Source organism: Ruegeria sp. CDSB114 (assembly GCF_059611025.1).
The window spans coordinates 43,901-69,674 of the sequence record NZ_JBXWOT010000006.1 but is presented as its reverse complement, the minus strand read 5'-3'; the positions used below and the strand labels follow the sequence as shown (position 1 = coordinate 69,674).

The 25,774-nt window shown below is 59.5% G+C and carries 22 protein-coding genes; 6 read left to right on the top strand and 16 right to left on the bottom strand.

The features are described from left to right. Window positions 1-115: 115 nt before the first annotated feature. The 8 genes from AC2FIP_RS14280 to AC2FIP_RS14245 all read right to left on the bottom strand — a co-directional run bounded on the left by AC2FIP_RS14280 (window position 116) and on the right by AC2FIP_RS14245 (window position 7,050). On the bottom strand, window positions 116-529 hold the full coding sequence (locus AC2FIP_RS14280; protein ID WP_496786938.1) for a c-type cytochrome: 414 nt from the start codon (window positions 527-529) through the stop codon (window positions 116-118). Between the two features lie 113 nt (window positions 530-642). Next, window positions 643-1,659 (bottom strand): P1 family peptidase, encoded by a 1,017-nt coding sequence (locus AC2FIP_RS14275; RefSeq protein ID WP_496786937.1) that lies wholly within the window; start codon window positions 1,657-1,659, stop codon window positions 643-645. 82 nt (window positions 1,660-1,741) lie between these two features. After that, on the bottom strand, window positions 1,742-2,488 hold the full coding sequence (locus AC2FIP_RS14270) for an SDR family oxidoreductase (RefSeq protein ID WP_496697879.1): 747 nt from the start codon (window positions 2,486-2,488) through the stop codon (window positions 1,742-1,744). A gap of 59 nt (window positions 2,489-2,547) precedes the next feature. Next, a complete protein-coding gene (arfB, locus tag AC2FIP_RS14265; protein WP_496697881.1) occupies window positions 2,548-2,967 on the bottom strand; it encodes an alternative ribosome rescue aminoacyl-tRNA hydrolase ArfB in 420 nt (139 codons plus the stop codon). Window positions 2,968-3,229: 262 nt separating this feature from the next. After that, the gene (locus tag AC2FIP_RS14260) at window positions 3,230-3,874 is read right to left on the bottom strand and encodes a queuosine precursor transporter (RefSeq protein WP_496697882.1); all 645 of its coding nucleotides are present in this window, start codon (window positions 3,872-3,874) and stop codon (window positions 3,230-3,232) included. 91 nt (window positions 3,875-3,965) lie between these two features. After that, entirely contained in the window at window positions 3,966-4,850 is an 885-nt protein-coding gene (locus AC2FIP_RS14255; protein ID WP_496697884.1) for an esterase-like activity of phytase family protein, read from the bottom strand. Further along, entirely contained in the window at window positions 4,823-5,686 is an 864-nt protein-coding gene (gene mepA, locus AC2FIP_RS14250) for a penicillin-insensitive murein endopeptidase (protein WP_496697886.1), read from the bottom strand. Before mepA ends, AC2FIP_RS14255 begins: the two co-directional genes overlap by 28 nt. Continuing rightward, on the bottom strand, window positions 5,683-7,050 hold the full coding sequence (locus tag AC2FIP_RS14245; RefSeq protein ID WP_271951852.1) for an MFS transporter: 1,368 nt from the start codon (window positions 7,048-7,050) through the stop codon (window positions 5,683-5,685). Before AC2FIP_RS14245 ends, mepA begins: the two co-directional genes overlap by 4 nt. A 132-nt stretch (window positions 7,051-7,182) precedes the next feature. Here AC2FIP_RS14245 and AC2FIP_RS14240 point away from each other — a divergent pair, with 132 nt between their 5' ends. The 3 genes from AC2FIP_RS14240 to yaaA all read left to right on the top strand — a co-directional run bounded on the left by AC2FIP_RS14240 (window position 7,183) and on the right by yaaA (window position 10,413). Then, window positions 7,183-7,470: a YggT family protein gene (locus tag AC2FIP_RS14240; RefSeq protein WP_271951835.1), complete on the top strand. Its 288-nt coding sequence runs from the start codon at window positions 7,183-7,185 to the stop codon at window positions 7,468-7,470. Window positions 7,471-7,548: 78 nt separating this feature from the next. After that, the gene (recQ, locus tag AC2FIP_RS14235; protein WP_496786934.1) at window positions 7,549-9,588 is read left to right on the top strand and encodes a DNA helicase RecQ; all 2,040 of its coding nucleotides are present in this window, start codon (window positions 7,549-7,551) and stop codon (window positions 9,586-9,588) included. 33 nt (window positions 9,589-9,621) lie between these two features. Further along, complete coding sequence (gene yaaA, locus AC2FIP_RS14230; protein WP_496786933.1) at window positions 9,622-10,413, top strand: peroxide stress protein YaaA; 792 nt, start codon at window positions 9,622-9,624, stop codon at window positions 10,411-10,413. On the opposite strand, the gene AC2FIP_RS14225 is transcribed toward yaaA, so the two are convergent. The 6 genes from AC2FIP_RS14225 to AC2FIP_RS14200 form a co-directional block, all read right to left on the bottom strand. Then, entirely contained in the window at window positions 10,383-10,844 is a 462-nt protein-coding gene (locus AC2FIP_RS14225) for a VOC family protein (RefSeq protein WP_496786931.1), read from the bottom strand. The genes yaaA and AC2FIP_RS14225 overlap by 31 nt on opposite strands. 9 nt (window positions 10,845-10,853) lie before the next feature. Continuing rightward, window positions 10,854-13,070 carry a response regulator gene (locus tag AC2FIP_RS14220; protein ID WP_496786929.1) on the bottom strand — a complete coding sequence of 739 codons (2,217 nt, stop codon included), beginning with the start codon at window positions 13,068-13,070 and terminating at the stop codon, window positions 10,854-10,856. A gap of 312 nt (window positions 13,071-13,382) precedes the next feature. Beyond that, window positions 13,383-15,425, bottom strand: a complete 2,043-nt coding sequence (locus AC2FIP_RS14215; protein ID WP_496786927.1) for a hypothetical protein — start codon at window positions 15,423-15,425, stop codon at window positions 13,383-13,385. Next, window positions 15,422-18,184, bottom strand: a complete 2,763-nt coding sequence (locus tag AC2FIP_RS14210; protein WP_496786926.1) for a DUF4159 domain-containing protein — start codon at window positions 18,182-18,184, stop codon at window positions 15,422-15,424. Before AC2FIP_RS14210 ends, AC2FIP_RS14215 begins: the two co-directional genes overlap by 4 nt. Then, window positions 18,181-19,056 carry a DUF58 domain-containing protein gene (locus tag AC2FIP_RS14205; protein WP_496786924.1) on the bottom strand — a complete coding sequence of 292 codons (876 nt, stop codon included), beginning with the start codon at window positions 19,054-19,056 and terminating at the stop codon, window positions 18,181-18,183. Before AC2FIP_RS14205 ends, AC2FIP_RS14210 begins: the two co-directional genes overlap by 4 nt. Beyond that, window positions 19,053-20,060: an AAA family ATPase gene (locus tag AC2FIP_RS14200; protein ID WP_496786922.1), complete on the bottom strand. Its 1,008-nt coding sequence runs from the start codon at window positions 20,058-20,060 to the stop codon at window positions 19,053-19,055. Before AC2FIP_RS14200 ends, AC2FIP_RS14205 begins: the two co-directional genes overlap by 4 nt. A 64-nt stretch (window positions 20,061-20,124) precedes the next feature. Here AC2FIP_RS14200 and AC2FIP_RS14195 point away from each other — a divergent pair, with 64 nt between their 5' ends. Further along, entirely contained in the window at window positions 20,125-20,700 is a 576-nt protein-coding gene (locus AC2FIP_RS14195; RefSeq protein WP_281995727.1) for a DUF1285 domain-containing protein, read from the top strand. Here the strand turns inward: AC2FIP_RS14195 and AC2FIP_RS14190 are convergent. Then, a complete protein-coding gene (locus tag AC2FIP_RS14190; protein ID WP_281973329.1) occupies window positions 20,683-21,627 on the bottom strand; it encodes a DMT family transporter in 945 nt (314 codons plus the stop codon). The genes AC2FIP_RS14195 and AC2FIP_RS14190 overlap by 18 nt on opposite strands. Before the next feature lie 178 nt (window positions 21,628-21,805). Here AC2FIP_RS14190 and AC2FIP_RS14185 point away from each other — a divergent pair, with 178 nt between their 5' ends. Continuing rightward, on the top strand, window positions 21,806-22,561 hold the full coding sequence (locus tag AC2FIP_RS14185; RefSeq protein ID WP_496786920.1) for a hydroxypyruvate isomerase family protein: 756 nt from the start codon (window positions 21,806-21,808) through the stop codon (window positions 22,559-22,561). 71 nt (window positions 22,562-22,632) lie between these two features. After that, window positions 22,633-22,863, top strand: coding sequence for a DUF2798 domain-containing protein (locus AC2FIP_RS14180; RefSeq protein WP_496786918.1), 231 nt, complete (start codon window positions 22,633-22,635; stop codon window positions 22,861-22,863). 42 nt (window positions 22,864-22,905) lie between these two features. On the opposite strand, the gene polA is transcribed toward AC2FIP_RS14180, so the two are convergent. Continuing rightward, entirely contained in the window at window positions 22,906-25,704 is a 2,799-nt protein-coding gene (gene polA, locus AC2FIP_RS14175; protein ID WP_496786916.1) for a DNA polymerase I, read from the bottom strand. Between the last annotated feature and the right edge of the window lie 70 nt (window positions 25,705-25,774).

Sequence of the window (25,774 nt, the reverse complement as noted above, 5' to 3'; positions counted from 1 at the left end):
CAGATGAAGTGCCGCACGGTTCCAAATTGGCGTCTATTGATCTGGTTATCAACCGCACGAAAGGCCGCAGGGGCTGCGGCCTTTTCTGATCTTTCCGACTGCCGGACTTCAGGAGTTATTCGCCCGAAACACTGACAATATAGGCGTAAACGTCCTCGGCGCCCTTTTTCAGCTTGAAGGTCATTTTGGACTTGGCCCCGGTCTGATCCAGATAGGATTGCAGGAAGGCTTTGGGGTCTTGGGCATATTCGACAAAAGTTGCCTCGTCCCAGATCAAACCGTTTTCACCAGCTTCGACAATGCTGTCACCGTATTTAAACCCTTCAACCGTCCCAGCAGTACGGCCAGCAACCCCATAGAGGTTCGGGCCGGTTTTTCCGCCTTTCACGATCACCTCGCCATCGGGATCGGCGATCAGATGACAGGATTTGCATTTGTTGAAGGCCTTCTTGCCAGCGTCGGCGTCACCTTCTGCGTAAACGGGAAGGGCCAACAGGCCGGCGATTGCGGTAGCGAGGATGCGATTCATGGCTTTGCTCCGATATAGGTTTGTTGCGCCGAAAGGACCTTCAGCACCGGTAAGAGTCAATGCGCGGATTGCCGCGCGATGGCACCATGTCACAGATTTGATCCCGCCACGCCTTAACCAAAATCATGTACATCCGACCAGCACGGCAACAAATCGCCCGCTGCCGGAGAGGCAGAAAACACCGCGCGCGCGATGGCACGTGACAGGCACAAAGACGCCACATGCCCGATCGTGCCCAACTCGGATTCGCTCTGCAGCGGGCGCGCACCTGTGCTGACGGCAAAGACCAGATCACCATCTCCGGGGGTATGGGCGGGCAGAATGGCCCGCGCAATCCCGTCATGCGCCGCCACAGCAACGCGCTGACATTGCGGTTTTGTCAGGCAAGCATCGGTGGCGACAATGGCAAGCGTGGTATTTGTCTGATCGGGTCGGGCGGGGCGCATCGCCAGTGCTTTGCGGCTTGGGCGCATCTGGCTTTGATCGGGCGACATATCCGGGCCCAATCCGCCAAATTCCGCACCATGTTCGAATGGGGCCGCCCAGAAATGTCGATCTCCGGGCGTTGTCACACTACCGAGCGGGTTTGCCGCGACAAGCGCTCCGACAGTAATACCGCTGGGCAACACAAATGAGGCCGAGCCAAGCCCGCCCTTATGCATTGCAGCCAATGCCCCGGTGCCCGCCCCGGCGGTGCCAAGTTCGAATTGCGTTGATGCGTTTTGATAAGCGGCACGCCCCAGCACTCGATAGGGGTTTTCAGCCCAGCCTTTTTCGCCTCCGTTAAGAAGGTCAAACAGGATCGCGCCCGGTATGATCGGAACAATCGCCTGACCGACCGGAAAACCGCGTCCATCGGCCCGCATCGCGTCTGAAACACCCGAGCAGGCATCCAGCCCAAAAGCAGACCCGCCCGAAAGGACGATGGCATCAACACGGTCCACCGATTTGTCGGGGGCCAGCAGGTCGGTTTCCCGCGTTCCGGGTGCGCCACCCATGACGTGAACCGACGCAATGAAGGGAGATTCCGCTGTCAAAACAGTGGCACCAGATTTCAGGACATCATCTTGCGCGTTGCCGACCTTGAGGCCGGGGATATCAGTGATAAGGTTTCTGAGTCCTGGGGTCATGTCTACCTCAAGCGTTGGGTAGGAGAGCACGCTGTCGCGCGCTGCCTCCGGCGGAGGTATTTATGGCCAGATGAAGAGCGGATCAGATGCATCGACCACCATCCACTTCCAGGGCTGTGCCGGTGATCATGCTGGCCTCGTCCGAGCACAGGAAGAGGGCCGCGTTGGCCATGTCTTCGGGTGTTGAAAAGCGACCAATCGGGATGGTCGACAAGAATTTGGCGCGTATTTCAGGGGTGTCCTGGCCCATGAAGGATTTCAGCAGCGGCGTTTCCCCAGCCACAGGGCAGATCGCGTTGACACGCACGCCGGACGGAGCAAGTTCCACCGCCATGGTCTTGGTTGCGGTGATCATCCAGCCCTTGGAGGCGTTATACCAGTTCAGGTTGGGGCGCGGGGACAGCCCGGCGGTTGAGGCGACGTTCAGGATCGCCCCGGTTCCGCGTGCCTTCATCATCGGCACAAAGGCGCGGGCGGTCAGATAGACGGATTTCATGTTCACTTTGAAGACACGGTCGAAATCCTCTTCGGAGACGTCTTCGAGCGGGGTCGGCAGATGGGTCACTCCGGCATTGTTGACCAGGATGTCGAGCCCGCCAAAGGCGTCGTGGGCGGTGTCCGCCATTTCCTGAACCGATGCCGTGCTGGCCACATCAACCTGCTGCGCGATGGCCTGCGCGCCCAGCGTTTCTGCCATTTCGCGGGCCGCAGCGCCGTTGATATCCGCGATCATCACGCGTGCGCCCTCTGCAATGAACTTCTGCGCGATACCGGCACCGAACCCGGACGCGCCGCCTGTTACGATTGCGGTTTTTCCCTCCAACCTCATGGCTTTGCCTCCTTGTCGCCTGTCAGGGCAGAGTAGCAAGGCGCAAAGAAGTTACCAGATCAATCTTCGTCGACCCTGCCGCGCAGAGATTTGACATCCGAACGGGCCTTTTTGGCGGCCAATCGACGTTTGACCGAGCCATAGGTGGGCTTGGTGGCGATACGCCGTTTGGGTTTGACCAGCGCGCGGGTGATCAGTTCGGCCAATCGCCCCCGCGCAATCTCGCGGTTGCGGGCCTGGCTACGCGTTTCCTCGCACTGGATGATGATCGCGCCCTCTTTGGTCCAGCGCCGCCCAGCCAACCGTTTCAGCCGCGCCTTGACCGGATCAGGCAGTGAGGGCGAGCGCGCCGCTTCGAACCGCAACTCGACTGCGGTCGAAACCTTGTTCACGTTCTGCCCGCCAGGGCCGGAAGAGCGCACAAAGCTTTCGGTCATTTCCCAGTCTTGCAGGGTGATATCGTCATTGATCCGCAACATGGGGCGGACCTTACAAGTGCTGCGCGGAAACAAAAAGGGCCGCCCTAGCAGGACGGCCCTTCGAAAGTTTAGGAGGTTGGGTCGGTTAGATCAATCGACCAGCCGGAGCGAGCGCTCCGCCAAGGGCTGCCCTAACGGGCGATCCCCCCGGTTGTTCCAACACCTCTCTCCAATCTCTTTCTCGACACTGGATCACCTCCTTTTCTATCTGTTGCGGTTAACTAGGATGGTGACACAAGCTGTGCCATTCTCAAAGCGTTTTTTACACGGGCTGCGCGGTCAGGCGCGCAACGATCACCTTGAAGGGGATCAGCGCCACCAGCGCCAGTGACAGTTTCACCAGCCAGTCGGCAAAGGCCAGCGTGACCCACAGGGGTGCCATCGGGCCAGACAGCATGAAGGGAACAGGCTCCCACGCCCAGCTGATCGCAGCGTCTGCATTGGCGCCAAAGATCGCGATCGAGGCGGAAAAGGCGATGGTGAAGAACAGCGCGGTGTCCAGTGCGGACCCAACCAGGGTTGAGACCAGCGGCGCGCGCCACCAGCGCCCCCCGCGCATGGCGTTGAACACGGTGACGTCGGTCAGCTGCGCGATCAAGAACGCGGTTCCCGAGGCCACGGCGATCCGCAGCGGGACAGCGGCATAGGTGAACCCATCCCCCTGCAGCATGATCTGGCTGCCGATCAGCGAACAGATGATGCCGGTGACAAACCCGGCCAACACGACCTTGCGGGCGGTGGCCACGCCATAGACGCGGTTCATGATGTCGGTGACCAGAAAGGCCAGCGGATAGGTGAAAGCACCCCAGGTCAACAGGCCGTCAAGGATCAGGAACTGGACCAGAATGTTAGAGGCCACAACGATGGTGGCCATGGCAAGAATGCCGGGAATAAAAGCGCGTTGCATATTTTGATGCCCGTTTTGACAAGGTAGCGGCGACTTGGCCAAGGGACCGTCCCAAGGCAAGCCGTGCGTTTAGACCTTTGTTTCAGGCCTGTCAATCGGGCAGCAGATATTCCACCAGCTCCGTCCGCTGAAGGGCCAGAAAATTGTCATCCGAAATCATCGTAACCCGCAACCTTCCCTGATCGTCACGCCAGACCGACAGGCCTTCGAGGTTGTCATGCGTCCCACGCGCGGTTTGCAGCAAGATCTCTTCGGATTGCGGTGTGTCACCATTCAGCTCCCAACGCCTGAGCTGCGACCGAAAGCCTGTCAGGGACACCGATCGTTCCAGCACATAGAACCGCCCGTCGGGGCCGAAATCCGCGGCCACTGGCAGGAACTTGCCCCGTTGCGGCAGGACAAAAGGTGTCGACCACGACTGACCATCCCAACGATATACCGGTATGTCCCCCGATACGGTACGGCTCTTTTCGGTCAGGGTGTACAGCCGCCCAAGCCCGTCAATGGCCAGCCCCTCGAACGAGCCGTTATGGTCAAGAACCTCAAAGGCTTTGGGGCGTGGCAGAACCTGCGCCGGGCCGGTCGGATCGGAATAATAAGCCACCCGGTGCACCCCCTCGAATGAGATATAGACCCCACCGTCAGGGGCGATTGCCAAGCCTTCGGAATCTCCAGCGATGCCCACCAGAACCTTGCCGGTGCTGGACAGGATGGGCCAGTGCCGCTGGATCTCGATGCCAGTAATCTCATCCTCGTTTCGATCAATACGAGCGTCCAACATCGTTGCACGATCACTCAGCGCGATCATGCGGGTGCCACCGTCAAAGATGTGAATTCCGGAATATCCGCCGAACCAATCCGCCTGATGTCGCCAGACAAAATTGTTCAGCAAAGCGGCAGGCTTTACCCCCTCCGCCCAAACCATACCTGTCAGCAGCAGCGCCGCGATCAGTTGGATTGCAAGACGTTTGTGCATTGCTTGGGCAGATCGGCCATCCGGTATTCGCGTCGCTTCTTGGGTGCTGGCGCGTTTGGATCGGGCGGTGGCGGGTTGAGGATGTTGTTCACCCATTGCTGTGCTTCGGCGCAACCATCACCCTTGGGCGGCGGATCCTGGTTCACGCAGCCGCTTGATCCTCTGGGGCAGGCCAGCCGCACGTGGAAATGATAGTGATGGCCCCACCACGGCCGGATTTTACGCAGGTAAGCGCGGTTTCCCTTTTCGTCATTGCACATCTGCACCTTGGCACCGGGAAAGACGAATATCCGCGCCACGCGCTTGTCTTTTGCCGCTGCACGCAGCACTGCGTGATGCTGTTTGGTCCAGCTGCCGTTGACGAAGGCACCGTTCGAGCGGCGCAGGGAAATCGACGAGAGATTCTCGCGCGCCTTGCGGGAAAGACGCATGTTGTCACCGGGCAGCATCCAGATATCGATGTCCAGACCCAGCTGGTGGCTGCGGTGGCCCGATGTCATCGGCCCGCCGCGCGGCTGGCTGATATCGCCTATATAGAGACCATTCCATCCTGACTGCTTGGCCGCAAACCGGCTCAGATCCTGGACATAGTCGATCGCCTGCGGATGGCCCCAGTTGCGGTTGCGTGACAGGCGCATGGCCTGCCATGTGGGTCCGGTTTCGGGCAGTTGTACCGCCCCCGCCGCACAGCCGCGCGAATAACTGCCGAAAGCGGCCGGTTTTTGTTGTGAACTTTGCTTTTGGCCTCCGAATAACTGCTTGGCCAGCGGCTCTGAACCTGCGGTACCGGCGAATGTGATTGCGGCAATGACCGCGAAAAAACGTAGTAAAATCATCTGCTCTGATCCCCTTCCGGTTTCACCCAGCGCATTAGGAACAGTCCCAGAATAAACAACAGAACTATGGGTGACACCCCCAGTCGCGCACTACCGGTCAGGGTTGTGGCAATCCCGATCAACAACGGGGCCGCAAATGCGGTGGCGCGGCCGGACAAGCCATACAGGCCAAAGCTCTCGACCGGGGCAACGGGATCGGTGTGGCGCACCATCAGAGAACGGCTGGCCGATTGCAGGATGCCCCCCATGCCGCCGATCAGAACACCGCAACCAAAGAACACCAGATCCGGCAGGCCCGACCCTTCGGGCAGGGTGATGCCGTAGATCTGGGTCCGGTCCATCATCACGACGGTGATACAGACAAAGATCAGTACCCAGATCGCAACCAGAATGACAGGTTTGGGGCCGTATTTCTTGTCCAGCTTGCCGCCAAGCCAGGCAAAGGCTGCCGCAGCCAGAACGCTGACAATCCCGAATACGCCGATCTTGATTAGATCCCATTCCAGCACCAGCCGCGCATAAACGCCGCCAAATGTATACAGCCCGTTCAACGCGTCACGATAGAACATGGACGAGCCCAGATAGCTGGCGAGGCTAACGCGATTGCGCAGGTTAGAGACTGATTTGACCAGCAGCTGCAGCGCCTCTTTGACGCTGCCTTTCTTTTCGACATCTGGATCGTCGCGCACCCACAGGAAATAGGGGATCATGAACAGAATGAACCACACGGCGGTGAACGGCCCGACAAAACGCGTGCCTTCGCGTGCTGCGGCGTCCAGACCAAAAACAGGGTCCACGCCGATCAGGGTCTTGCCATTACCCTGCTCAACAAACAGGGCCAGCATGATCGCCAGCGAGATAAGCCCGCCGAAATAGCCAAAGGCAAAACCCGAACCCGATATCTCGCCCACCTCACTGTCATCACCCAGATCGGGCAGCTGAGAATTGGCGAAGATCAGCGCGTATTCCGCCCCGACAAAACCCAGGCCAAAGGCCGACAGCATCAGCCACATGTTTGACCCGTCCGGCAACGTGTACCACAGCGCAGCAGAGCCCACCGCGTACATGATCGAAAAGCCGAATATCCACGGAATCCGACGGCCCGAAACATCTGCCATCGCCCCCATCAGCGGGGCACCGAAGGCGATGATCAGCCCCACGATGGTCATGCAGTTCGCCCACACCGTCTGCGCCCGTGCGTCTGCGGCATCGGAACCCAGCCCGGCGTTCAGATAATACTCGGCGGCTACTCCGGCAAAATAGGGCCCAAAAACAAAGGTCACCAACAGCGTGTGATAGGGCTGACTTGCCCAGTCGAAGAACCACCAGCCCCAGATACGTTTGCGCTTGGAAATCTCTGCCATACCTGCCCCGTTTTTTATTGTTGGCGTCATAAGACGGGGCTTTGGCCCATTTCGCAAGCGTTCTGTTGGCGCGGACTTGCTCTTTTGTGCAGGGGCCCTTAGGTCTCAGCAGATGTGAAATCCGGAGGCCCCATGCTGTCGTTGATCCAAATTCTGCTGCTGATTCTGGACATTGTCTGGTTCATCATTCTGGCCCATGTCATCATGAGCTGGCTGATCAATTTCCAGGTGCTGAACCTGCATCAACAGTTGGTAGCGCAGATCTGGTACGGGCTGAACCGCCTGTTAGAGCCGATTTACGGCCCGATCCGACGCGTTCTGCCTGCAATGGGCGGACTTGACCTGACGCCCCTGGTGGTTCTGATCGGTGTCTATGCGCTGCGTATTATCCTGATCAACAATATGGTCTATTTTGTCTGACCTCTTGTTCAGTGAATCTTAGTATGTGATTGTCCTGTCTTAAGAGCAGATAAACCTTAAAGCAGGGCACCCCCGCACATGTTCGACGCCGCGCCTTTGCTGCGAGATGTCTTTGGATTCGACGACTTCCGTCCCGGTCAGGAAGAGATCGTCGATGCCGTCACGTTGGGCGAAAACGTGCTGGCCATCATGCCCACGGGCGGTGGCAAATCCCTGTGTTTCCAACTGCCTGCGCTGATGCGCGATGGGGTCACGGTGGTGATCTCTCCGCTGATTGCCCTGATGCGCGATCAGGTGCGCGGCTTGCAGGAAGCAGGCGTCGAGGCCGGCGCGCTAACATCCGGCAATACCCCCGAAGAAACCGATGCCGTGTGGGAAGCGTTGGAGGCCGGACGGCTCAAGCTGCTGTACATGGCTCCCGAACGTCTGGCCGCCGGATCGGCGCTGGGCATGTTGCGGCGGATCAATGTCAGCCTGATTGCGGTGGACGAGGCGCATTGCGTCAGTCAATGGGGCCATGATTTCCGCCCCGACTACCTTCGGATCGGAGAGCTGCGGCGTGCGCTGGATGTGCCTTTGGCCGCTTTCACCGCCACAGCAGATGCGGAAACGCAGGACGAGATTGTCGAAAAGCTGTTTGACGGTACGGCCCCGCGCAAATTTCTGCGCGGGTTCGACCGGCCCAACATCCACCTGGCCTTTGCCGCCAAGGATGGGCCCCGCAAACAGATCCTGGATTTTGCCGCCGCGCGCAAAACCCAATCCGGCATTGTCTATTGCGGCACCCGTAACAAGACCGAGGTTCTGGCACAGGCCCTGCGTGCCGAAGGCCACACCGCCTGTCACTATCACGGCGGCATGGATCCCGAGGATCGCCGCATCGTCGAGACCCGCTTTGCGCGCGAGGATGGTCTGATCGTGGTGGCCACGGTTGCCTTTGGCATGGGCATCGACAAGCCCGACATCCGCTGGGTCGCCCATGCGGACCTGCCCAAATCCATCGAAGCTTATTATCAGGAAATCGGCCGCGCCGGGCGTGATGGCGCTCCCGCAGAAACCCTGACCCTGTTTGGGGCAGATGACATTCGCCTGCGCCGGTCACAGATAGACGAGGGGCTTGCTCCCTCTGACCGGCGGATGGCCGATCACGCCCGTTTGAACGCTCTGCTTGGCATGGCCGAGGCGCTGGCCTGCCGCCGTCAGACTTTGCTGGGTTATTTCGATGAACAGACCGAACCCTGTGGCAAATGCGATCTGTGTGACAGCCCGCCGGAAGTGTTCGATGGCACCACCCCGGTTCGTATGGCCCTGTCCGCGATCCTGCGCACCGAGGAATGGTTCGGCGCAGGCCATCTGATCGACATCCTGCTGGGCAACGAGACCGACAAGATCCGCGCCCGCCGCCATGATGCGCTGTCCACCTATGGTATCGGCAAGGACTGGTCGCGCCCGCAATGGCAGGCGATCTTTCGGCAGATGATGGGCCATGATCTGGTCCGTCCTGATCCCGACCGCCACGGCGCGCTGCGCATGACTGAGGCCGCCAAGCCGATCCTGAAAGGCGAGGCGCAGATCAACCTGCGTAAGGACACGATCCGCAAAGCAACCCGTCGGCCTGCGGTCAAAGAGATGGTATCCGAAGAAGACGCACCGCTGCTGAGCGCACTGAAGGCGAAACGCCGTGCGCTGGCCGAATCCGCGCGGGTCCCGGCCTATGTTATTTTTCCCGATCGCACCCTGATCGAAATGGCGGAAACCCGCCCTGCAACACTGGATGATATGGCCCGGATCAGCGGGATCGGTGCTAAGAAACTGGAACGATACGGGGCCACGTTTCTGGAGGTTCTGACCGGCGCGGTCGAAGAACTACACCCGGCCCGTCGCAAACTGGCCGGGCGCGATCAGGGTGAGATTTACGACCGCCTGCTCGAAGTTCAGTCGCAACTGTCGCGCGGCCCTGATGGAATCGACAAGCCTCTGACCTGTACCGCCTCGCAACTGGCAAAGGTGGCGCAGTTGCGATCAGACGACCCGCGCGCCATCGAACAGGTTCTGGGTGACCGCCGTCACGAAAGATTTGGCGCCGCCTTTCTGGACGTGCTGCGTATGGCAAGCTAGATACCCATCAACAGGCAAGAAACGAGGGCGACTATGCTGGTAGTGATTTCCCCGGCCAAACGGCTGGATTGGGCAGAACGGAATGCTGAGGTCACGCAACCCGACTTTCAGGATGACGCGATCCGCCTGTCGAAAACCGCCCGCAATCTAACGCTGGGCGACCTGAAAAAGCTGATGGATCTGAGCGATGATCTGGCTCGTCTGAACCGCGACCGTTATCGCGCCTTTTCGGACGCCCCCGATGCTGTGGCGACACGCCCGGCCGCACTGGCCTTTGCCGGAGACACCTATCAGGGGCTCGAAGCGACTTCGCTGGATGCGGAAGAGATGGCCTGGGCCCAGGACCACCTGCGTATCCTGTCCGGACTGTATGGCATATTGCGTCCACTGGACGCCATTCAGCCCTATCGGCTTGAGATGGGCAGTAGGCTGAAGACCCGGCGCGGCAAGAACCTGTACGATTATTGGCGCGACCAACTAAGCAAGGCGCTGAACGCTCAGGCAGCCGGGATCGGTAGCGATGTGCTGTTGAATTGCGCCAGTCAGGAATATTTCGGTGCAGTAGACCCCAAAGCGCTGAAATTACGGGTCATCACGCCGGTCTTCATGGAAGACAAGGGCGGCACACCAAAGATCGTCAGCTTCTTTGCCAAAAAGGCACGCGGGGCGATGGCACGCTATGTCATTCAACACCGTCTGTCCGATCCCGCCAGCCTGACAGAGTTCGACTCGGGCGGTTATGAATACCGCCCTGACCTGTCAGAGAACGACAAGCCGGTCTTTATCCGGCCCTATCAGGCCTCAGCCATCATCGACGGGTCGTAAGAGACCAGTTCAACTGTGTTGCCTTCCGGGTCTTCGGTGAAAATTCCGCGCCAACCAACCCATTCGAACTGCTCGACGCGATAGGGTTGGCCGATCTTGTCATACCAACTCATGACCGCCGCCTGCTCGTCGAAGGGCAGCGACAATGCGATATGATGCAGCGACGATCCCGCTCCAGTTACGGGATCTTCTGCACCGGCCCGATGTTGCCCCGGTCGTGGCGCGGTGCTGTGGTGAAACAGGGCCAGAACTTGCGTATGGCCGCCAAACCCCTCGGCTATCCGGAAGAAGGTTATAGCGCTGTCATGGTCACCGCTCAGACGCTGCAGGCCGATCACCTGTTCATAGAACTGCACCATAGCGGCCATATCTGCGCAGCGAATGGCAATCTCGCCCAGCGCGCGGGGGTGAAATCCACGGTCATCAGTCATGTCGGCAGCCTAGATCGCTCGGGTTTCGTCATCAAGAACCGGTTGCGTCCCGTCTGGCCAATGGTCAAGGATCATCTGGTGGATTTTCTGTTTTTGCAGCGGTTTGGTCAGGTAGTAGTCCAATCCAGCCGATAAAATACCCTGATCATCTCCGCTCATTGCATGTGCGGTCAGGGCTACGATCGGGACGTGCTGATTGGTTTCGACCTCGCGGCGGCGGATTTCACCTGTGGCCTGTTTACCATCCATTCCGGGCATCGAGATATCCATGAATATCAAATCCGGGTCGAATTCCAGATGGGCGGCGACCGCCTCAAGCCCGTTGCCCGCAAAGCGAAGATCAATGTTCAGATCCTTGACCATCTTGCGAAGGATCAGCTGGTTGGTCTTATTGTCCTCAGCAGCCAGAACCCGCATGAGCCTTTGATCCTCGGCAATCGGTCTGACCTGCGCAACCGTTGGGTTTTGCGTGTCGGAACCATTCGATATCGAATCCGCTGATCGTCCCAGAGCGGTCAGACGTGCATATAATTCTGAACGAGGGATCGGCTTTTGCAACACTCCGTCAATTAGCTGGCAGGCCGGATGAGCATGAATCACGCCGGGGTTGGCCGACATGACCACGACAGAGGTATCTGTCCACCCCCGGCCCTTTATCGTGGCCGCCAAATCCAGCCCGTCCATGTCCGGCAGATCGTGATCGCACAGCACCAGATCTACCGTGTCATCAAGCGTAGCCAGCGCCTCGGTTCCGGTGGTACATTCGGTAACCTTGGCACCCAGGCGACCAAGTTGCTTTGACAGGATCGCTCGATTGACAGCCAGATCTTCAACCACGACCACATGGCGCAGACATCCTTCCAGATTCGGGGGGGCAGGTTGCGGACCTTCGACCGTCGGCAGCGTTATCCGAAATCCAAAACAGGACCCCTGGCCCGGCTCGCTTTCGACCCAGATGGCACCGTCCATCAATTTGATCAGTCGTTTGGTGATGGCCAGACCCAACCCGGTCCCTTCAAACTGTCGGTTTTGTTCATCCTCGACCTGATTGAATTCACCAAAGATATGCGCCGCTTTATCCTCGGCAATACCGATACCGGTATCTTCTATGGCAACATGAATATCACAGGCCTGGGCCTCCGCGCGGGGGACCCCCGTGACGCGGATCAAGACATGCCCTTCCGCGGTGAACTTGACCGCGTTGCCAACCAGATTGGTCAAGACCTGACGCACCCGGCCCGGATCGCCCACGAACAGGGTTGGCAAAAACAGGTCATAGTCGACTAAAAGGCTTAAGCCCTTGTCACGAACACTGGGCTGCAGCAGCATCGCCACCTCAAGGATACAGCGTTCGAAATCGAACTGTTCGGGGTGCAGGACCAGCTTATCCGCCTCAATCTTCGAGTAATCCAGAACATCGTTGATGATCACCAGCAAGGCTTCACCGGAATTGCGGATCGTGTTGAGATAGAGCCGTTGTTCTTCATCCAGCGCGGTTTCGGTCATCAACTCGGTCATGCCAACAATACCGTTCATGGGTGTGCGGATTTCATGGCTCATATTGGCCAGGAATGCAGATTTCGCGCGGTTTGCGGCCTCGGCCCGTTCGCGCGCAGCGGTCAGTTCGGCCTGATGCCGGACCGAGGCGGTTATATCAAGCGCAAGGCTGACCACATCGCCACCTCCACCGCGTTGATCAATCAGCTTGATATAGAGCCCGTTCCACAGCTTGACGATTTCAGACGGCGGGTTGGACAACTTCCAACGGGCCAACATCCTGGCGCGCCAATCATCCTGAGCCTCGTCCACGGTATCAATCAGACCCTCCTGCGTGAGGGTTTCCAGAATTCTGCCATAGCTGATGCCGGGCGCTACTTCATCCAGCCCCTCAAACAGGCTGAAATATGAGGCATTTGCCCCGATCAACCGGCTCTCTTCGTCGAAGAATGCAAACCCGTCTGGGAAGGTCTGGATCGAATGCCATAGCCGCCGTTCGGCCACTTCGATCTTGGCATTGGCCAATGTCAGGTCCGATTTAACTTTTTCATTTTCATCGCGCACCGTCTCAACCTCGGCCCGCGTTTCACCAATGCGTTTGGTCAGAGCCATCGCGTGCAGGCCCAATTTCCGGTTGGCCGCTGATAGCTCGGCCTGTTTCATCTCCAGCAGACGTTCAGCGGCAAGCCGTGCGCGTCTTTCCTGTGCCAGTTTGGTTGCAAGACTCATCAAAGGTGATCCCGGTACAATCTGCCCACAGCATCCCGACAGAGCGTGAAAAAGTGTTTAAGCCGTTACCTGTTGCCACAGACCAATGGCAGGCTCAGAGGCCGCAAACGTCCAAAACAGCCAGCCTCGCCGGTACCTGCCTTTTCCTACTCAACGCAAAATCTGCTGTTTCTGAATGCGCTACAGGCGCTCAGATCAAAAAATTGTGTGGGATTACACGACAAACCTGACGCAGCAAAGCCGGTTCAAACGGTGCTTTACCATGACATGATGCTGGCGGCTGGGGCACAATCAGCGTTGTGGTCGAATGACCTAACGCCGACCTTCACGCAGCCAACCCGCCAGAAGGAACCCACCGGCCAGCAAAAGCACCAGCCAGGGCGGTAGAACACCAGCCTGTGTTACAGAGCTGGTCTGGTAGGCATCGCGCGGGGTCAGCCCGATCCAACCGCGCCCCGATGCTGGCCGCCCAGCGCGGACATTGCGGATCGAAGGCAAACCGTCCTCGACCCGGATCACACCGCCGCGCAATTCGGCCAGAACCGGCTCAAGGATCTGATCGGTAGCAATCGTACGCTCAAATTCTTTGGGGGCCGCAGGGCCCAACCCAATCACCGCCGAATGTTCACCCTCTTGCAGACGATAGAGGCCAATCTCGGGGCCGAAGATCTGAGCTTCGAACCGCCCCGGAGAAACTTCGTTCAGCGTCACCTCAAGTTTTTCGCCATTGGGCTGCGTGATGGTAACTGTTCCGACGTCATCCCCCAGGGTTTGACGGATGACGCGCATGATTTGACCATTTGCTTCGGCCCACAGAGCCTCTTCCTCAAGCTCGGGTTCTTTCATCATCCAATGTGCCAATCGCCGCAGCAGTTCAAGCTGCGGACCACCGCCGTCGAAGCCACGGCTCCAGAGCCAAGCGTGGTCAGAGGCCAGCATTGCCACGCGCCCCTCTCCGACCCGGTCCAGCACCAGCAGCGGCCGGTCATCGACGCCGGTCATCAGCGTTTCACCTGATCGGAACAGGACATCAACCTGGCGCAACCATGCACCCCAATGCTCGGAATCGCCCAGATCCGTGGTCACCGGGTGCCGGTGCCCCATATCTGTAACTGTGGGCACAAAGCGTTCTTCGATGACCCGCGCGGTGGGCTGCGCCGGAAGAATCGGCGCCAGCGGCGAGCGGAAGATACTGTCGGCGCTGGCAAAATCAGGACCAGCCGCAATCAGAACCGCACCACCATCATTGATGTAATTGGTGACATTCTCCAGATAGACCGCAGGCAGAATACCGCGCCGCTTATAGCGATCAAAGATGATCAGATCGAAATCGTTGATCTTTTCCAGAAACAGCTCGCGGGTCGGAAAAGCGATCAAAGACAACTCGTCCACAGGCACACCATCCTGCTTTTCAGGCGGTCGCAGGATTGTGAAATGCACCAGATCGACCGAGCTGTCGGATTTCAGAAGGTTCCGCCAGGTCCGTCCACCGGGATGCGGTTCACCCGAAACCAGCAGCACCCGCAGACGGTCGCGCACACCGTTCATCTGAATCAGTGCGGTGTTGTTGCGGTCGGTCAACTCTCCTTCGACGCCGGGTACGGTAAACTGGATGACATTCCGCCCGCCATGGGACAGCTTGACCGGTAGCTCGACATCGACACCGATTGGAATGGTGAAATGCTCTGGCGCATTGCCATCAACCGAAATTTCCAAGGGCGCATTCGCAGCCGCAACAGGAACTGCGCCGCTATCTTTAACCCGCAACGTCAGCGTGACCGGCTCTCCGATAATGGCAAAAGCCGGTGCATTGCGGACGATCAGACGGCGGTCCCAGTCGCTGGCCCGCCCAGTCTGCAACAAGTGCATCGGTGCAGGCAGGTCAGGGGCCTGATCAACGTCATGCACGATCCCATCCGAAACCACGAGGATCCCCGCAATGCGCGCACGGGGTTCCTCGGCCAGGACTTTGTTCAGCGCAGCCATGACCTGTGTGCCCTCATCCCCATCGCTGTCACCCACCCGGATCCGGCGCAGCTCGGTATTGTCGCGCGCGTCGATCTCGGCCGCCAGTTCGGCAGCGGCCTGTGCGGTCTGTTCCGCGCGATCGGACAGGGTCTGGCTGGCGCTTTCATCCTCGATCATCACCACGATGTCGGTCAGCGGAGTGCGATCTTCGATCTGATAGACAGGCCCCGCCATGGCCGCGATCACGACCAGGGCGGCCAACCCGCGCAAGGCCCAGCCAGACAGGCCCCGCCACAGAGCTAGAACAACGCCTGATATGGCAATCGCGGCAACGACCATCAGAACGGGCCACGGAATCAGAGGGTCAAAGATAACGGTTCCGGTCATTGTCCCAACCTGTCCAGCAGCGCAGGCACATGGACCTGATCCGATTTGTAATTCCCGGTCAGCACATGCATCACCAGATTGACGCCAAACCGATTGGCCAATTCCCGCTGCCGCTCACCGGCATATCCGCGCCCGACCGGCAACAGGGCCTGCCCGTTTCGGTCGACGGCCCAGGCTCCGGCCCAGTCATTCCCGCCGATCACTACCGGGGTCACATTGTCGTTTAGGTTGCGGAACGGCATGCCGTCGATTTGTTCCGCATCCGGCGGGGCGGCTTCGACCCAAATCTCGGTACCGGCATATCGGCCCGGGAAATCCTGCAGCAAATAGAAGGCCCGCGTCAGAACATGGTCATCCGGAACAGGCTCTAACGAAGGGATATTCAGCGGGGCGGCCAGTTGTTGCAGCTTGCGGCCATTGGGGCTGGCTGCACCGAAACGCGCCACATCCGCGTCGCGCGTGTCGAACAGGATCATGCCGCCCGAGCGGAGATAGGCATTCAGCTTGGCATAGGCTTCGTCCGAGGGTTGCGGCTGTTCCGGCGTGATCGGCCAGTACAGCAGCGGGAAAAACGCCAGCTCGTCCCGTTCCAGATCAACGCCGATGGGCTCTGCCGGTTCGACCGAAGTGCGGAAGAACAAAGTTTGCGCCAAGCCACGCATCCCGGCGCCCGCGATATCGTCAACCTGCGCGCTTCCAGTCATGACATGAGCCAGTACCAGCTCTTGCGTTGCCATCAGGGCAAAATCGGTTTCCTCGGGCGTCTGTGCCTGAAGGTCAGGTGCAATCAGCAACGCACTCAGCGCCATCGCCGCGGCCCGGGCCAGCCCAAGTCGCCCCGACAACAGAAGTGACGCAATAACGTCCACCGTCAGCAAGATCAGCGCGAGGCTAAGCAAAATGCCCCCGATCGGCGTTTCGGCGCTGATTTCCTGCCCTTTGATGGGCACATCGGATGGCCAGACAGCGGGCATCAGAACCGAGTCCGCGTCCAGCACATTCAGTGCCAGCTTCTGCTTACCGCTTTCATACAGGCCCGGCCGCAGGTCCGGCCCGATTGCGCCCGAGGCCAGATCAACCCCATCGACACCGGCCAGGTTATCCGCATCCGACAAACCTCCGAACCCATCCATGACCTGCAGCGGTTCCCAGGTCGTGCCCTGTAGTTGCGATTCTTCCCGGGATTTCGCAGCCGAGGCAACGGCGAGCCGGTCCAGCATCTCGACAAACAGGCCCGAGAGGGGAAGGCTCGACCATTCGGCATCAGCGGTGACATGGAACAGCACCACCTGCCCCAGCCCCAAGGCCTTGCGCGTGACCAGAGGCGTGCCATCCGTCAGCGATGCAATCACCCGATCGGCCAAATTAGGGTCTGGTTGCGCCATGACCTGCGTGGTCACGGAAACATCCGATGGCACGCGCAGCCCGTAGAAAGGAGACGTTTCGGGGAACGGAGCCAGACCTTTGGCCTCACCCCAGCTCATCGCGCCGCCGACCGAACGGCCACCGCTGCGCAGGCGCACCGGCAGCAAGGTATCCTCGACATCCCGCCCCAGATCGCTGGCGGCCATGCGCGGCCCGGCAAAGCGCAACAGCAGCCCACCCTGTTCGACCCATTCGGTCACCGCCAGTTGTTCCGCTTCGGCCAATTTCGCCACATCCGCCAGAACAATCACATCCGGATTGGCGGGCAACACATCCATCAGGCCGCCCTCGACAAAATCCGCGGTCGGGACCAAAACCTGTGTCAGATAATGCAGCGGCGACAACAGCTCTAACCCTTCACGGTTCAAACTGCCCGCAAGCAGGGCCACCTCACGCCTGCGCAGGCTGTCATCGGTCAGCGTTACGGCACCCGCCGACCGCTGGCCCTGAATCTCGAACCGGGTGATTCTGGCCCGTAGTTCCGAGGGCAGCGCCAGCTCCACCTGAGCAAGCGTTTCGCCTTCAGCAAAGACGATATTGGCGGATTGCAGAACCCGCATTGCGCCCGCCGGATCGCGCCCCTGTGCCAAAATAGTCAGGGTGTTTTCCGGACCAGCAGTGGCGCGTTGGGCCGTCAGTTGAATGACACCATCCTGATAGGCGGCGGGCAGAATCGCATAAACAGGCGAGCCTGACTGGTACACGGTCACTTCCCCGCGCGATTGCAACGCAGCCAGAACCGTTTCCCGACCCGCAAATTCCAGACCGTCGCTGAACCAATATGTATCAAAACCACCATCAAGCTGATCCAGCACATCGAGCACCTGATCCATCTGCAGCTGAGTTGGTTGCCAGGGCATCGGAGTCACCCCCGGAAGCCGACCCCGCCACGCTTCGGCGGCCTGAAAGACTGGGGCTTCTGGCTCCGTCAAGTTGAGCAAGGCCACCGTGCGTCCGGCGCGTCCGGCCTCGGTCAGCTGCGTATCAAGCTGGTCCTGAAGCGATGGCCAGCCGCTTGCACCTGCCCAGCTGGCATCCAGCACCAACAACAGCGGCCCCGAACCCACCTGATCCCGCGAGGGATTCAAAACCGGCCCGGCCAGACCGATAATGATCGCCGCCGCCGCCAGCATTCGCAACAGCAGCAGCCACCATGGTGTCCGATCCGAAACACTCTCGTCGTCCTTCAGCCCCAGCAGCAGCGTTACGGCCGGAAACATTCGCCGGATCGGCGCAGGCGGCACAGCGCGCAGGACCAGCCACAGGATGGGCAGGGTCAGCAATCCCAGCAACACCCAAGGCGCGGTAAAGCCTATCCCAGCCAAAACCGTCATACTCTGCCCCCGTCCAAAGCGCGATACAGCCATAACAGAGCCGCCTGTGCGCTGTCGCCAGTGTGGTGCAACCCCAGTTGCCATCCCGTCACCCGACACAAGCGCATCAAGGCATCTTTTCGTTCGGCAAGGCGCGCAAGATACCGGTCACGAAGATCAGAAGCCTTGAGCGTTTCATGCCGAGCCGAGCCGCCAACGCTTTCGAAAATGGTGCGCCCGCGATAGGGGAAATTCTCTTCACCGGGATCCAGCACCTGCAGGACCACCCCGCGCACGCCACGATCCGCAGCTTTGGACAGTGCCAGTTCAACCTCTTCCATCGGGCCAAGAAAATCAGAGATGAACACCGCCCGCGCATGGGGGATCATGGCGCGGTGCTCGGGTGGCGCATAGTCGGCTCGATCATCCTCGGACCAGGCCTGCGCAAGCCGGATGATCTGGGCATTGCCGCGCCGGGGCGGCAGGGTTGTGCCCGTCAGGCCCACACGCTCACCACCACGCGCCAGCAAGATCGAAGTTGCCAGCCCCAGCAAACGCGCGCGATCCGCCTTGGTGGGCAGCGAAGCGTCCGAGGCAAAGCGCATCGACGCGCCCTGATCCACCCACAGCATCACCGATTGGGCAATCTGCCATTCGCGTTCGCGCACAAATTGTTGATCGCCACGGGCCGAGCGGCGGTGGTCAATCATCCGGCGGCTGTCGCCAACCTGTGCCGGGCGGTATTGCCAGAAATCATCGCCCATCCCGGATCGGCGACGCCCATGGTCACCCAGCAGGACGGTTCCGGCCAGGTGTTCCGCCCGCGCCAACAGGGGCGGCAACCGAGATGCCTCGGCCTCGGATCTTTCACGAAGGGTCAGCCCGGCATTCACGCCGCAGCCTCGGTTCGGATCAACCCAAGTGCAGTCGAGTCAATCAGATCGGCCAGACTGTCACCGCGCGCCCGTGCCGCAAAGTTCAGCGCCATACGATGGCTGAGGACCGGGCGGGCCATCTCAAGAACATCTTCGGCGTTGGGGGCCATTCGCCCCTGCAACATGGCGTTGGCACGCACCGTCATCATCAACGCCTGCGCCGCGCGGGGGCCAGGGCCCCAGGCCACGGTTTCGGCCACACGATCGGACACGCCTGCTTCGCCGGGGCGGAATGCGCGGACCAGATCCAGAATCAGTTCGACCACAGACTCGCCAACCGGCATCCGGCGCAACAGAAGTTGCGCCGCCAGCAATTCCTCTTTGGTGAAAATCTGATGGGCGTCGTCTTCTTCGACACCGGTCGTGGCCAGAAGGATATCCCGCTCGGTCTGACGATCCGGGTATTCTACGTCAATCTGCACCAAAAAGCGGTCCAACTGCGCCTCGGGCAGCGGATAGGTGCCTTCTTGTTCAATCGGGTTTTGCGTGGCCAGCACGTGAAACGGCTCATCCAGCGCACGATCCTCGCCCGCGACGGTGACGGTGCGTTCCTGCATCGCTTGCAGCAAGGCCGACTGTGTGCGCGGGCTGGCGCGGTTGATCTCATCCGCCATCAGCAATTCGCAGAAGATCGGTCCGGGAATGAACCGGAAGTGGCGACTGCCATCCTCGGCCGTATCCAGAACCTCGGACCCCAGAATATCAGCCGGCATCAGATCCGGCGTGAACTGGATACGGTTGCCATGCAGGCCCATCACGGTCGACAAAGTCTCAACCAGCCGGGTCTTGCCCAGCCCTGGCAATCCGATCAGTAATGCGTGCCCGCCGCATAACAGCGCGGCCAGCGTCAGATCCACGACCCGCTCTTGCCCGATAAAGCGTCGGGTGATCGAGGCCTTGGCCTCTTGCAGTTTAGTTTCCAGCGCTTCGATCTCGGATACGAGGTCGGCAGGTTCGCTCATGACTTTCCCTTCCGTGGACGAGTATGGTTGAAGTGTATCGCGCGAAAAGGAAATGGCAAAAGTAATGAGCGGACAAATCCCTGTGACACCTTCTCCTGATGGCATTGCGGCATCAGTCAAAGCCGCGAAAACACGGGATTTACCCCCTGTTCACCTGTGGAATCCCCCGTTTTGTGGCGATCTGGACATCAGGATCGCAAAAGATGGTTCTTGGAGTTATTTAGGCTCGCCCATCAACAGGTTCGAGCTTGTGAAGCTTTTTTCCTCAATTCTTAAGAAAGAAGAGGGCAAATATTATCTGGTGACGCCGGTCGAAAAGGTGGGAATCACGGTCGAGGATGTCCCGTTCGTCGCTGTCGACTTTGATGCCACAGGCTCAGGCGCGGCGCAGATTTTGACTTTCAGCACCCATGTGGGTGACACGGCCAAGGCCGGACCGGATCACCCGATCCGTGTTGAGTTTGATCCGAAGACCCAGGAACCCTCGCCCTATATCCTGATCCGCGCAAATCTAGAGGCGCGCATTGACCGCAAAAGCTTTTACCGACTGGTCGAGATCGGCACCGATCATGAAGACTGGTTCGGGGTGTGGTCGGGAGGTCAGTTCTTTCCGCTGATCCGCTCAGCCGATCTGGGCTGAGCGCGGCCTGCGATCCTGCGCCAGAACAACGGCGACCGCCACGATGCCCGCGCCCAGTGCGCGGGTTGAATTCCACTCATCCCCCAGCACAATCATGATCAGCATCACGTAAAATGGCGCGATGTTCATATGGAATGAGGCCAGCGCCACGCCCAGCTTTCCAACCGAAGCAACGAACAGGATCTGGCTCAGCCCCAGCGAAATCAGCGCGTAAATCCCCAGCATCCCGATCTGCTGCCCGTCAATCGCAACCTTAGGCACCACATCCATACCCAGCAGCCCAGCGGCAAAGCACAAGATCACGGCCATGGCAAAGCCCCCGATCAACGTGATCGTCGCGCGCCCGGTCTGGCTGAGTTCGGGAAAATCGCGCGCTGTGGTCATGCTGCCCCAGCTGAAAAAGACGACCGACACGACCGCGCATAAGGCCCCAAGGCCCAGCTGCGCCGGGGCGACGGCGCTGGTGGCGATCAGCCCGCCGATAATTGAAACCAGAACGCCTAGGCCAAAATTCCAGCTCAGCCGACGTGTGCCCGCCTTAAGCTCCAGCAGGGTTGCGATTAGTGGCGCGCAAGAGGCGATGATGACGACGGTTACCGGATCGGTCAGCTTTTGCGCCAGGATCAGCAGGAACATCGGGCAGCCAAAGCCAAACGCTCCGACAATCATCGCCCATCCCCATCTGGCCCTTAGAATACGGCTGGGACCGTCCAGCATCAGCCAGATCGGCAGCAGCACCAGAACCGCCAGACCCAGACGTGCCGCCAGCAAGCCCACCGGCGACCAGCTTTGCAACAAGACCTCTGCCGCCGGAAAGCCTGCGGCCCATGCCAGCATCGAGGCAACCGCCAACCCGTTGCCAGACAAGGCGGAGTTGCGGTCGGCGGACATAGAAATATCGGTCCCGCGCACGGGGTCAGGGCTCATTGCCATGGGTCATACCTCTGGTCAAAGCGGCGCCAGAAATGATTCGCCGCATTGTCCAGAACGTCACTGAATTAAACCGGGTGATCTGGCCGATTTTCGACAATCTGTCGTTTTCAGTCCCTTTCGCTGAAATCACCCGACCGATATGGTCCGGCGAACAGACACGCAAAGGCCATCCATGCCCAAATTCGCTGCAAATATCTCACTGCTCTTTGCCGAACTGCCCTATCTCGACCGGTTTCAGGCCGCCGCGCAGGCCGGGTTCAAGGCTGTTGAGGTTCTGTTTCCCTATGATCTGGCTACCAAGGAAACCCGCCGTGCTCTACTGGCTAACGGGCTCGACCTGGTGCTGATCAACGCGCCACCACCCAACTACACCGGCGGCACTCCCGGATATGCAGCCGTTCCGGGCGGTGAGGCGCGGTTCCAGTCCGACATCCGCCGTGTTCTACGCTATGCTCAGGTGCTGCGGCCCGAAAAAATCCACATCATGTCCGGATATTCTTCGGGCGCGGATGCTATGGATTGCTTTGTTCAAAACCTGCAATGGGCAGCAGACCACGCGCCCCAACAGCCGTTCACGATCGAACCGCTCAACCCGGTGTCGCAGCCTGAATATTTCCTGAACTCTTACGATCTGGCCGCCGAGGTTTTGGATCGTGTGAACCGGCCCAATGTTGGCCTGCAATATGACAGTTTTCACGCCCAGATGATCCATGGCAACGCGTTGCAGGTCTGGCAGCAGTTCCAAACCCGCATCGTGCATGCCCAGATTGGAGCGGCACCGGATCGCTCAGAACCCGGTCGAGGTGAGATGAATTTTGCCGAGTTGTTCCGAGCGATTGATGACAGCGGCTACACCGGCTGGGTCAGTGCCGAATATCAGCCCTCGATCCAACGTACCGCCGAGACGCTCGGCTGGATGCACCTTTGATTGTCCGCTCGCACTGGTATTACCCGGAAAAATGGCGCAGATCATTGCTACCTCACACCAAGGATGTCCGGATGATCCCTGCCCGCTATGCCCGCGCCCTGTTCAGCCTGATCATGTCAGGCATGATGTCCTGCATCGTCACCGGTATCGCCACGGCCAAGGCCGTCGGCTTCGGTCCCGCGACGCTGGGCGACTGGATGGGCTCATGGGCTTTCTCCTGGCCCATCGCGTTCACAGTTATCCTACTGCTGGGCCCCAGCGTGCAACGAATGGTCAACCGCATGATCAGACCACAGGGCTGACCCGCCGCGAAGAGGGCCCGCAGGGCTTGATGAACGGCGGCGCTAGTGCGCCTCGGCCCAATTCGCGCCCTGTCCCGCATCAACGCTGAGTTTCACATCCAGTTTCACCGCTGGGTCCGAGGCCCCCTCCATCACGTCGCGCGCCGCGTCGATCAGCGGGTCAACGGCGTCCTCGGATACTTCGAACAGCAATTCGTCATGCACTTGCAGCAACATTTTCGCGGGCAACCCATGGATCGCATCCGGCATCCGCACCATCGCGCGGCGGATCACGTCGGCCGCGGTGCCTTGAATCGGAGCGTTGATCGCTGCCCGACGCGAAAATCCGGCATGCGGCCCCTTGGCATTGATCTCAGGCGTATGGATTTTGCGCCCGAATAGGGTCTGCACATAGCCATTCTCTTTGGCAAAGGCGACGGTGTCGTCCATATAGGTCCGAATGCCGGGGAAGCGTTCGAAATAGCGGTCGATGAAGCCCTGCGCCTCGGCCCGTGGAATGCGCAGGTTGCGCGCCAGACCAAAACCCGAGATGCCATAGATCACACCGAAGTTGATCGCCTTGGCCTGACGGCGAATATCCGGCGTCATCTCATCCAGCGGCACGTCGAACATTTCCGACGCAGTCATGGCGTGAATGTCCAGCCCATCGGTAAACGCCTGCTTCAAGGCCGGAATATCGGCAATATGCGCCAGAATGCGCAGCTCGATCTGGCTATAATCCAGGCTGACCAGCACATTTCCCGGCTCGGCAATAAATGCTTCACGGATACGGCGGCCTTCTTCGGTGCGCACGGGGATGTTCTGCAGGTTCGGATCGGTCGAGGCCAAACGACCCGTATTGGCCCCGGTGATCGAATAGGATGTATGCACCCGGCCTGTATCGGGGTTGATATGGGTCTGCAGCGCATCCGTGTAGGTCGATTTCAGTTTCGACAGCTGACGCCAATCCAGCACCCGACGCGGCAATTCATGCTCGGTCGCCAGATCCTCAAGGATATCGGCCCCGGTTGAATATTTACCGGTCTTGCCCTTCTTGCCGCCTTCCAGACCCATCTTGTCGAACAGAATCTCGCCCAGCTGAGCGGGCGAGCCGACATTGAAGCTTTCACCAGCCAATTCGTGGATTTCAGCCTCTAACCCGGCCATTTTCTGGGCAAAAGCGTTGGACATGCGGCTGAGGACATCGCGGTCAACCTTGATGCCATGCATCTCCATTTCGGCCAGAACCGGCACCAGAGGGCGCTCCAACGTTTCATAGACGGTCGTTACCTGAACCTGATGCAGCTGAGGTTTGAACAGTTTCCACAGCCGCAGGGTGATATCGGCGTCCTCGGCGGCATAGGCCGTGGCCTCGTCAATCGGAACCTTGTCGAAGGTGATCGCGGATTTGCCGGATCCCAGCAGCGGTTTGATCGGAATCGGCTTGTGGTTCAGATAACGCTCGGACAGGGTGTCCATGCCATGCCCATGCTCGCCGCCATGCATCGCATAGGACATCAACATCGTGTCATCAATCGGCGCCACATCGACGCCATAGCGGGCAAAAATCTTGGCATCGTATTTCATGTTTTGCCCGATCTTGAGGATCGACGGGTCCTCTAACATCGGTTTTATTAGTGTTAGAGCCTGTTCAATCGGCATTTGCCCCTCGGCCAGCGCGCCCGACCCGAACAGATCGTCTGTGGCGCTTTGACGATGGATCAATGGGATATAGCAGGCCTCGCCCGCCTCAATGCAGAGCGAAATGCCAACCAGATCTGCGATCATCTCGTTCAGCCCGGTGGTCTCGGTGTCCACTGCAACCCAGCCACGCTCATAGGCCTGGTCTATCCATTTCTGCAAAGCCCCCGCGTCGCGGACACATTCATACTTCGACGCGTCGAATGGAATGTCTTCAGCCTCGGCCACATCTGTAACGGGCGCAGGCGCGTCTGCAATCACCGGTGCCTCGGCCCCCAGCTTGTCCGCTATACGCTTGGTGAGGGTGCGGAACTCCATCTCAGCCAGAAAGCCCAGCAGAGTGTCCGGTTCAGGGTCTTGCACCTCAAGATCGTCTAAGGTGAAATCCAGCGGCGTATTCTCATCCAACTGCACCAGTCTTTTCGACAGCTCAATCTGGTCGCGTTTGTCGATCAGGGTCTGGCGGCGTTTGGGTTGTTTGATCTCTTCGGCGCGGTCCAGCAGGGTTTCCAGATCACCAAATTCATTGATCAAAAGCGCCGCCGTCTTGATCCCAATGCCCGGGGCCCCCGGCACATTGTCCACGCTGTCCCCGGCCAGCGCCTGCACGTCCACCACACGTTCCGGCCCGACGCCGAATTTTTCGAACACACCATCGCGGTCTATGCGTTTGTTCTTCATCGCATCCAGCATTTCGACCCCATCGCCGACCAGCTGCATCAGGTCCTTGTCGGAACTGACGATCGTGACGCGACCACCGGCCTCACGCGCCTGTATGGCAAGGGTGGCAATGATGTCGTCGGCCTCATAGCCCTCAAGCTCTTTGCAGGCGATATTAAAAGCGCGGGTCGCCTCGCGGGTCAGGGGCATCTGAGGGCGCAGATCCTCGGGCATGGCCTCGCGGTTGGCCTTGTAGAGGTCATACATGTCATTGCGGAACGTATGAGAGCCCTTGTCGAAAATCACCGCCACATGGGTCGGCGCGTCTGGCCCGGTGTTTCCTTCGACATATTTCTGCAGCATGTTGCAAAAGCCAGACACGGCCCCAATCGGCAACCCATCTGACTTCCGCGTCAGCGGCGGCAGCGCGTGATAGGCCCTGAAGATAAAGGCCGATCCGTCAATAAGATGAAGGTGACACCCTTTTCCGAAATTGCTCATGCGCGCGCTCCATGTCGGTCAGGGATGGTTCTGCCACAGGGGCGCACGGGTGACCAGTACAGAAGGTGAA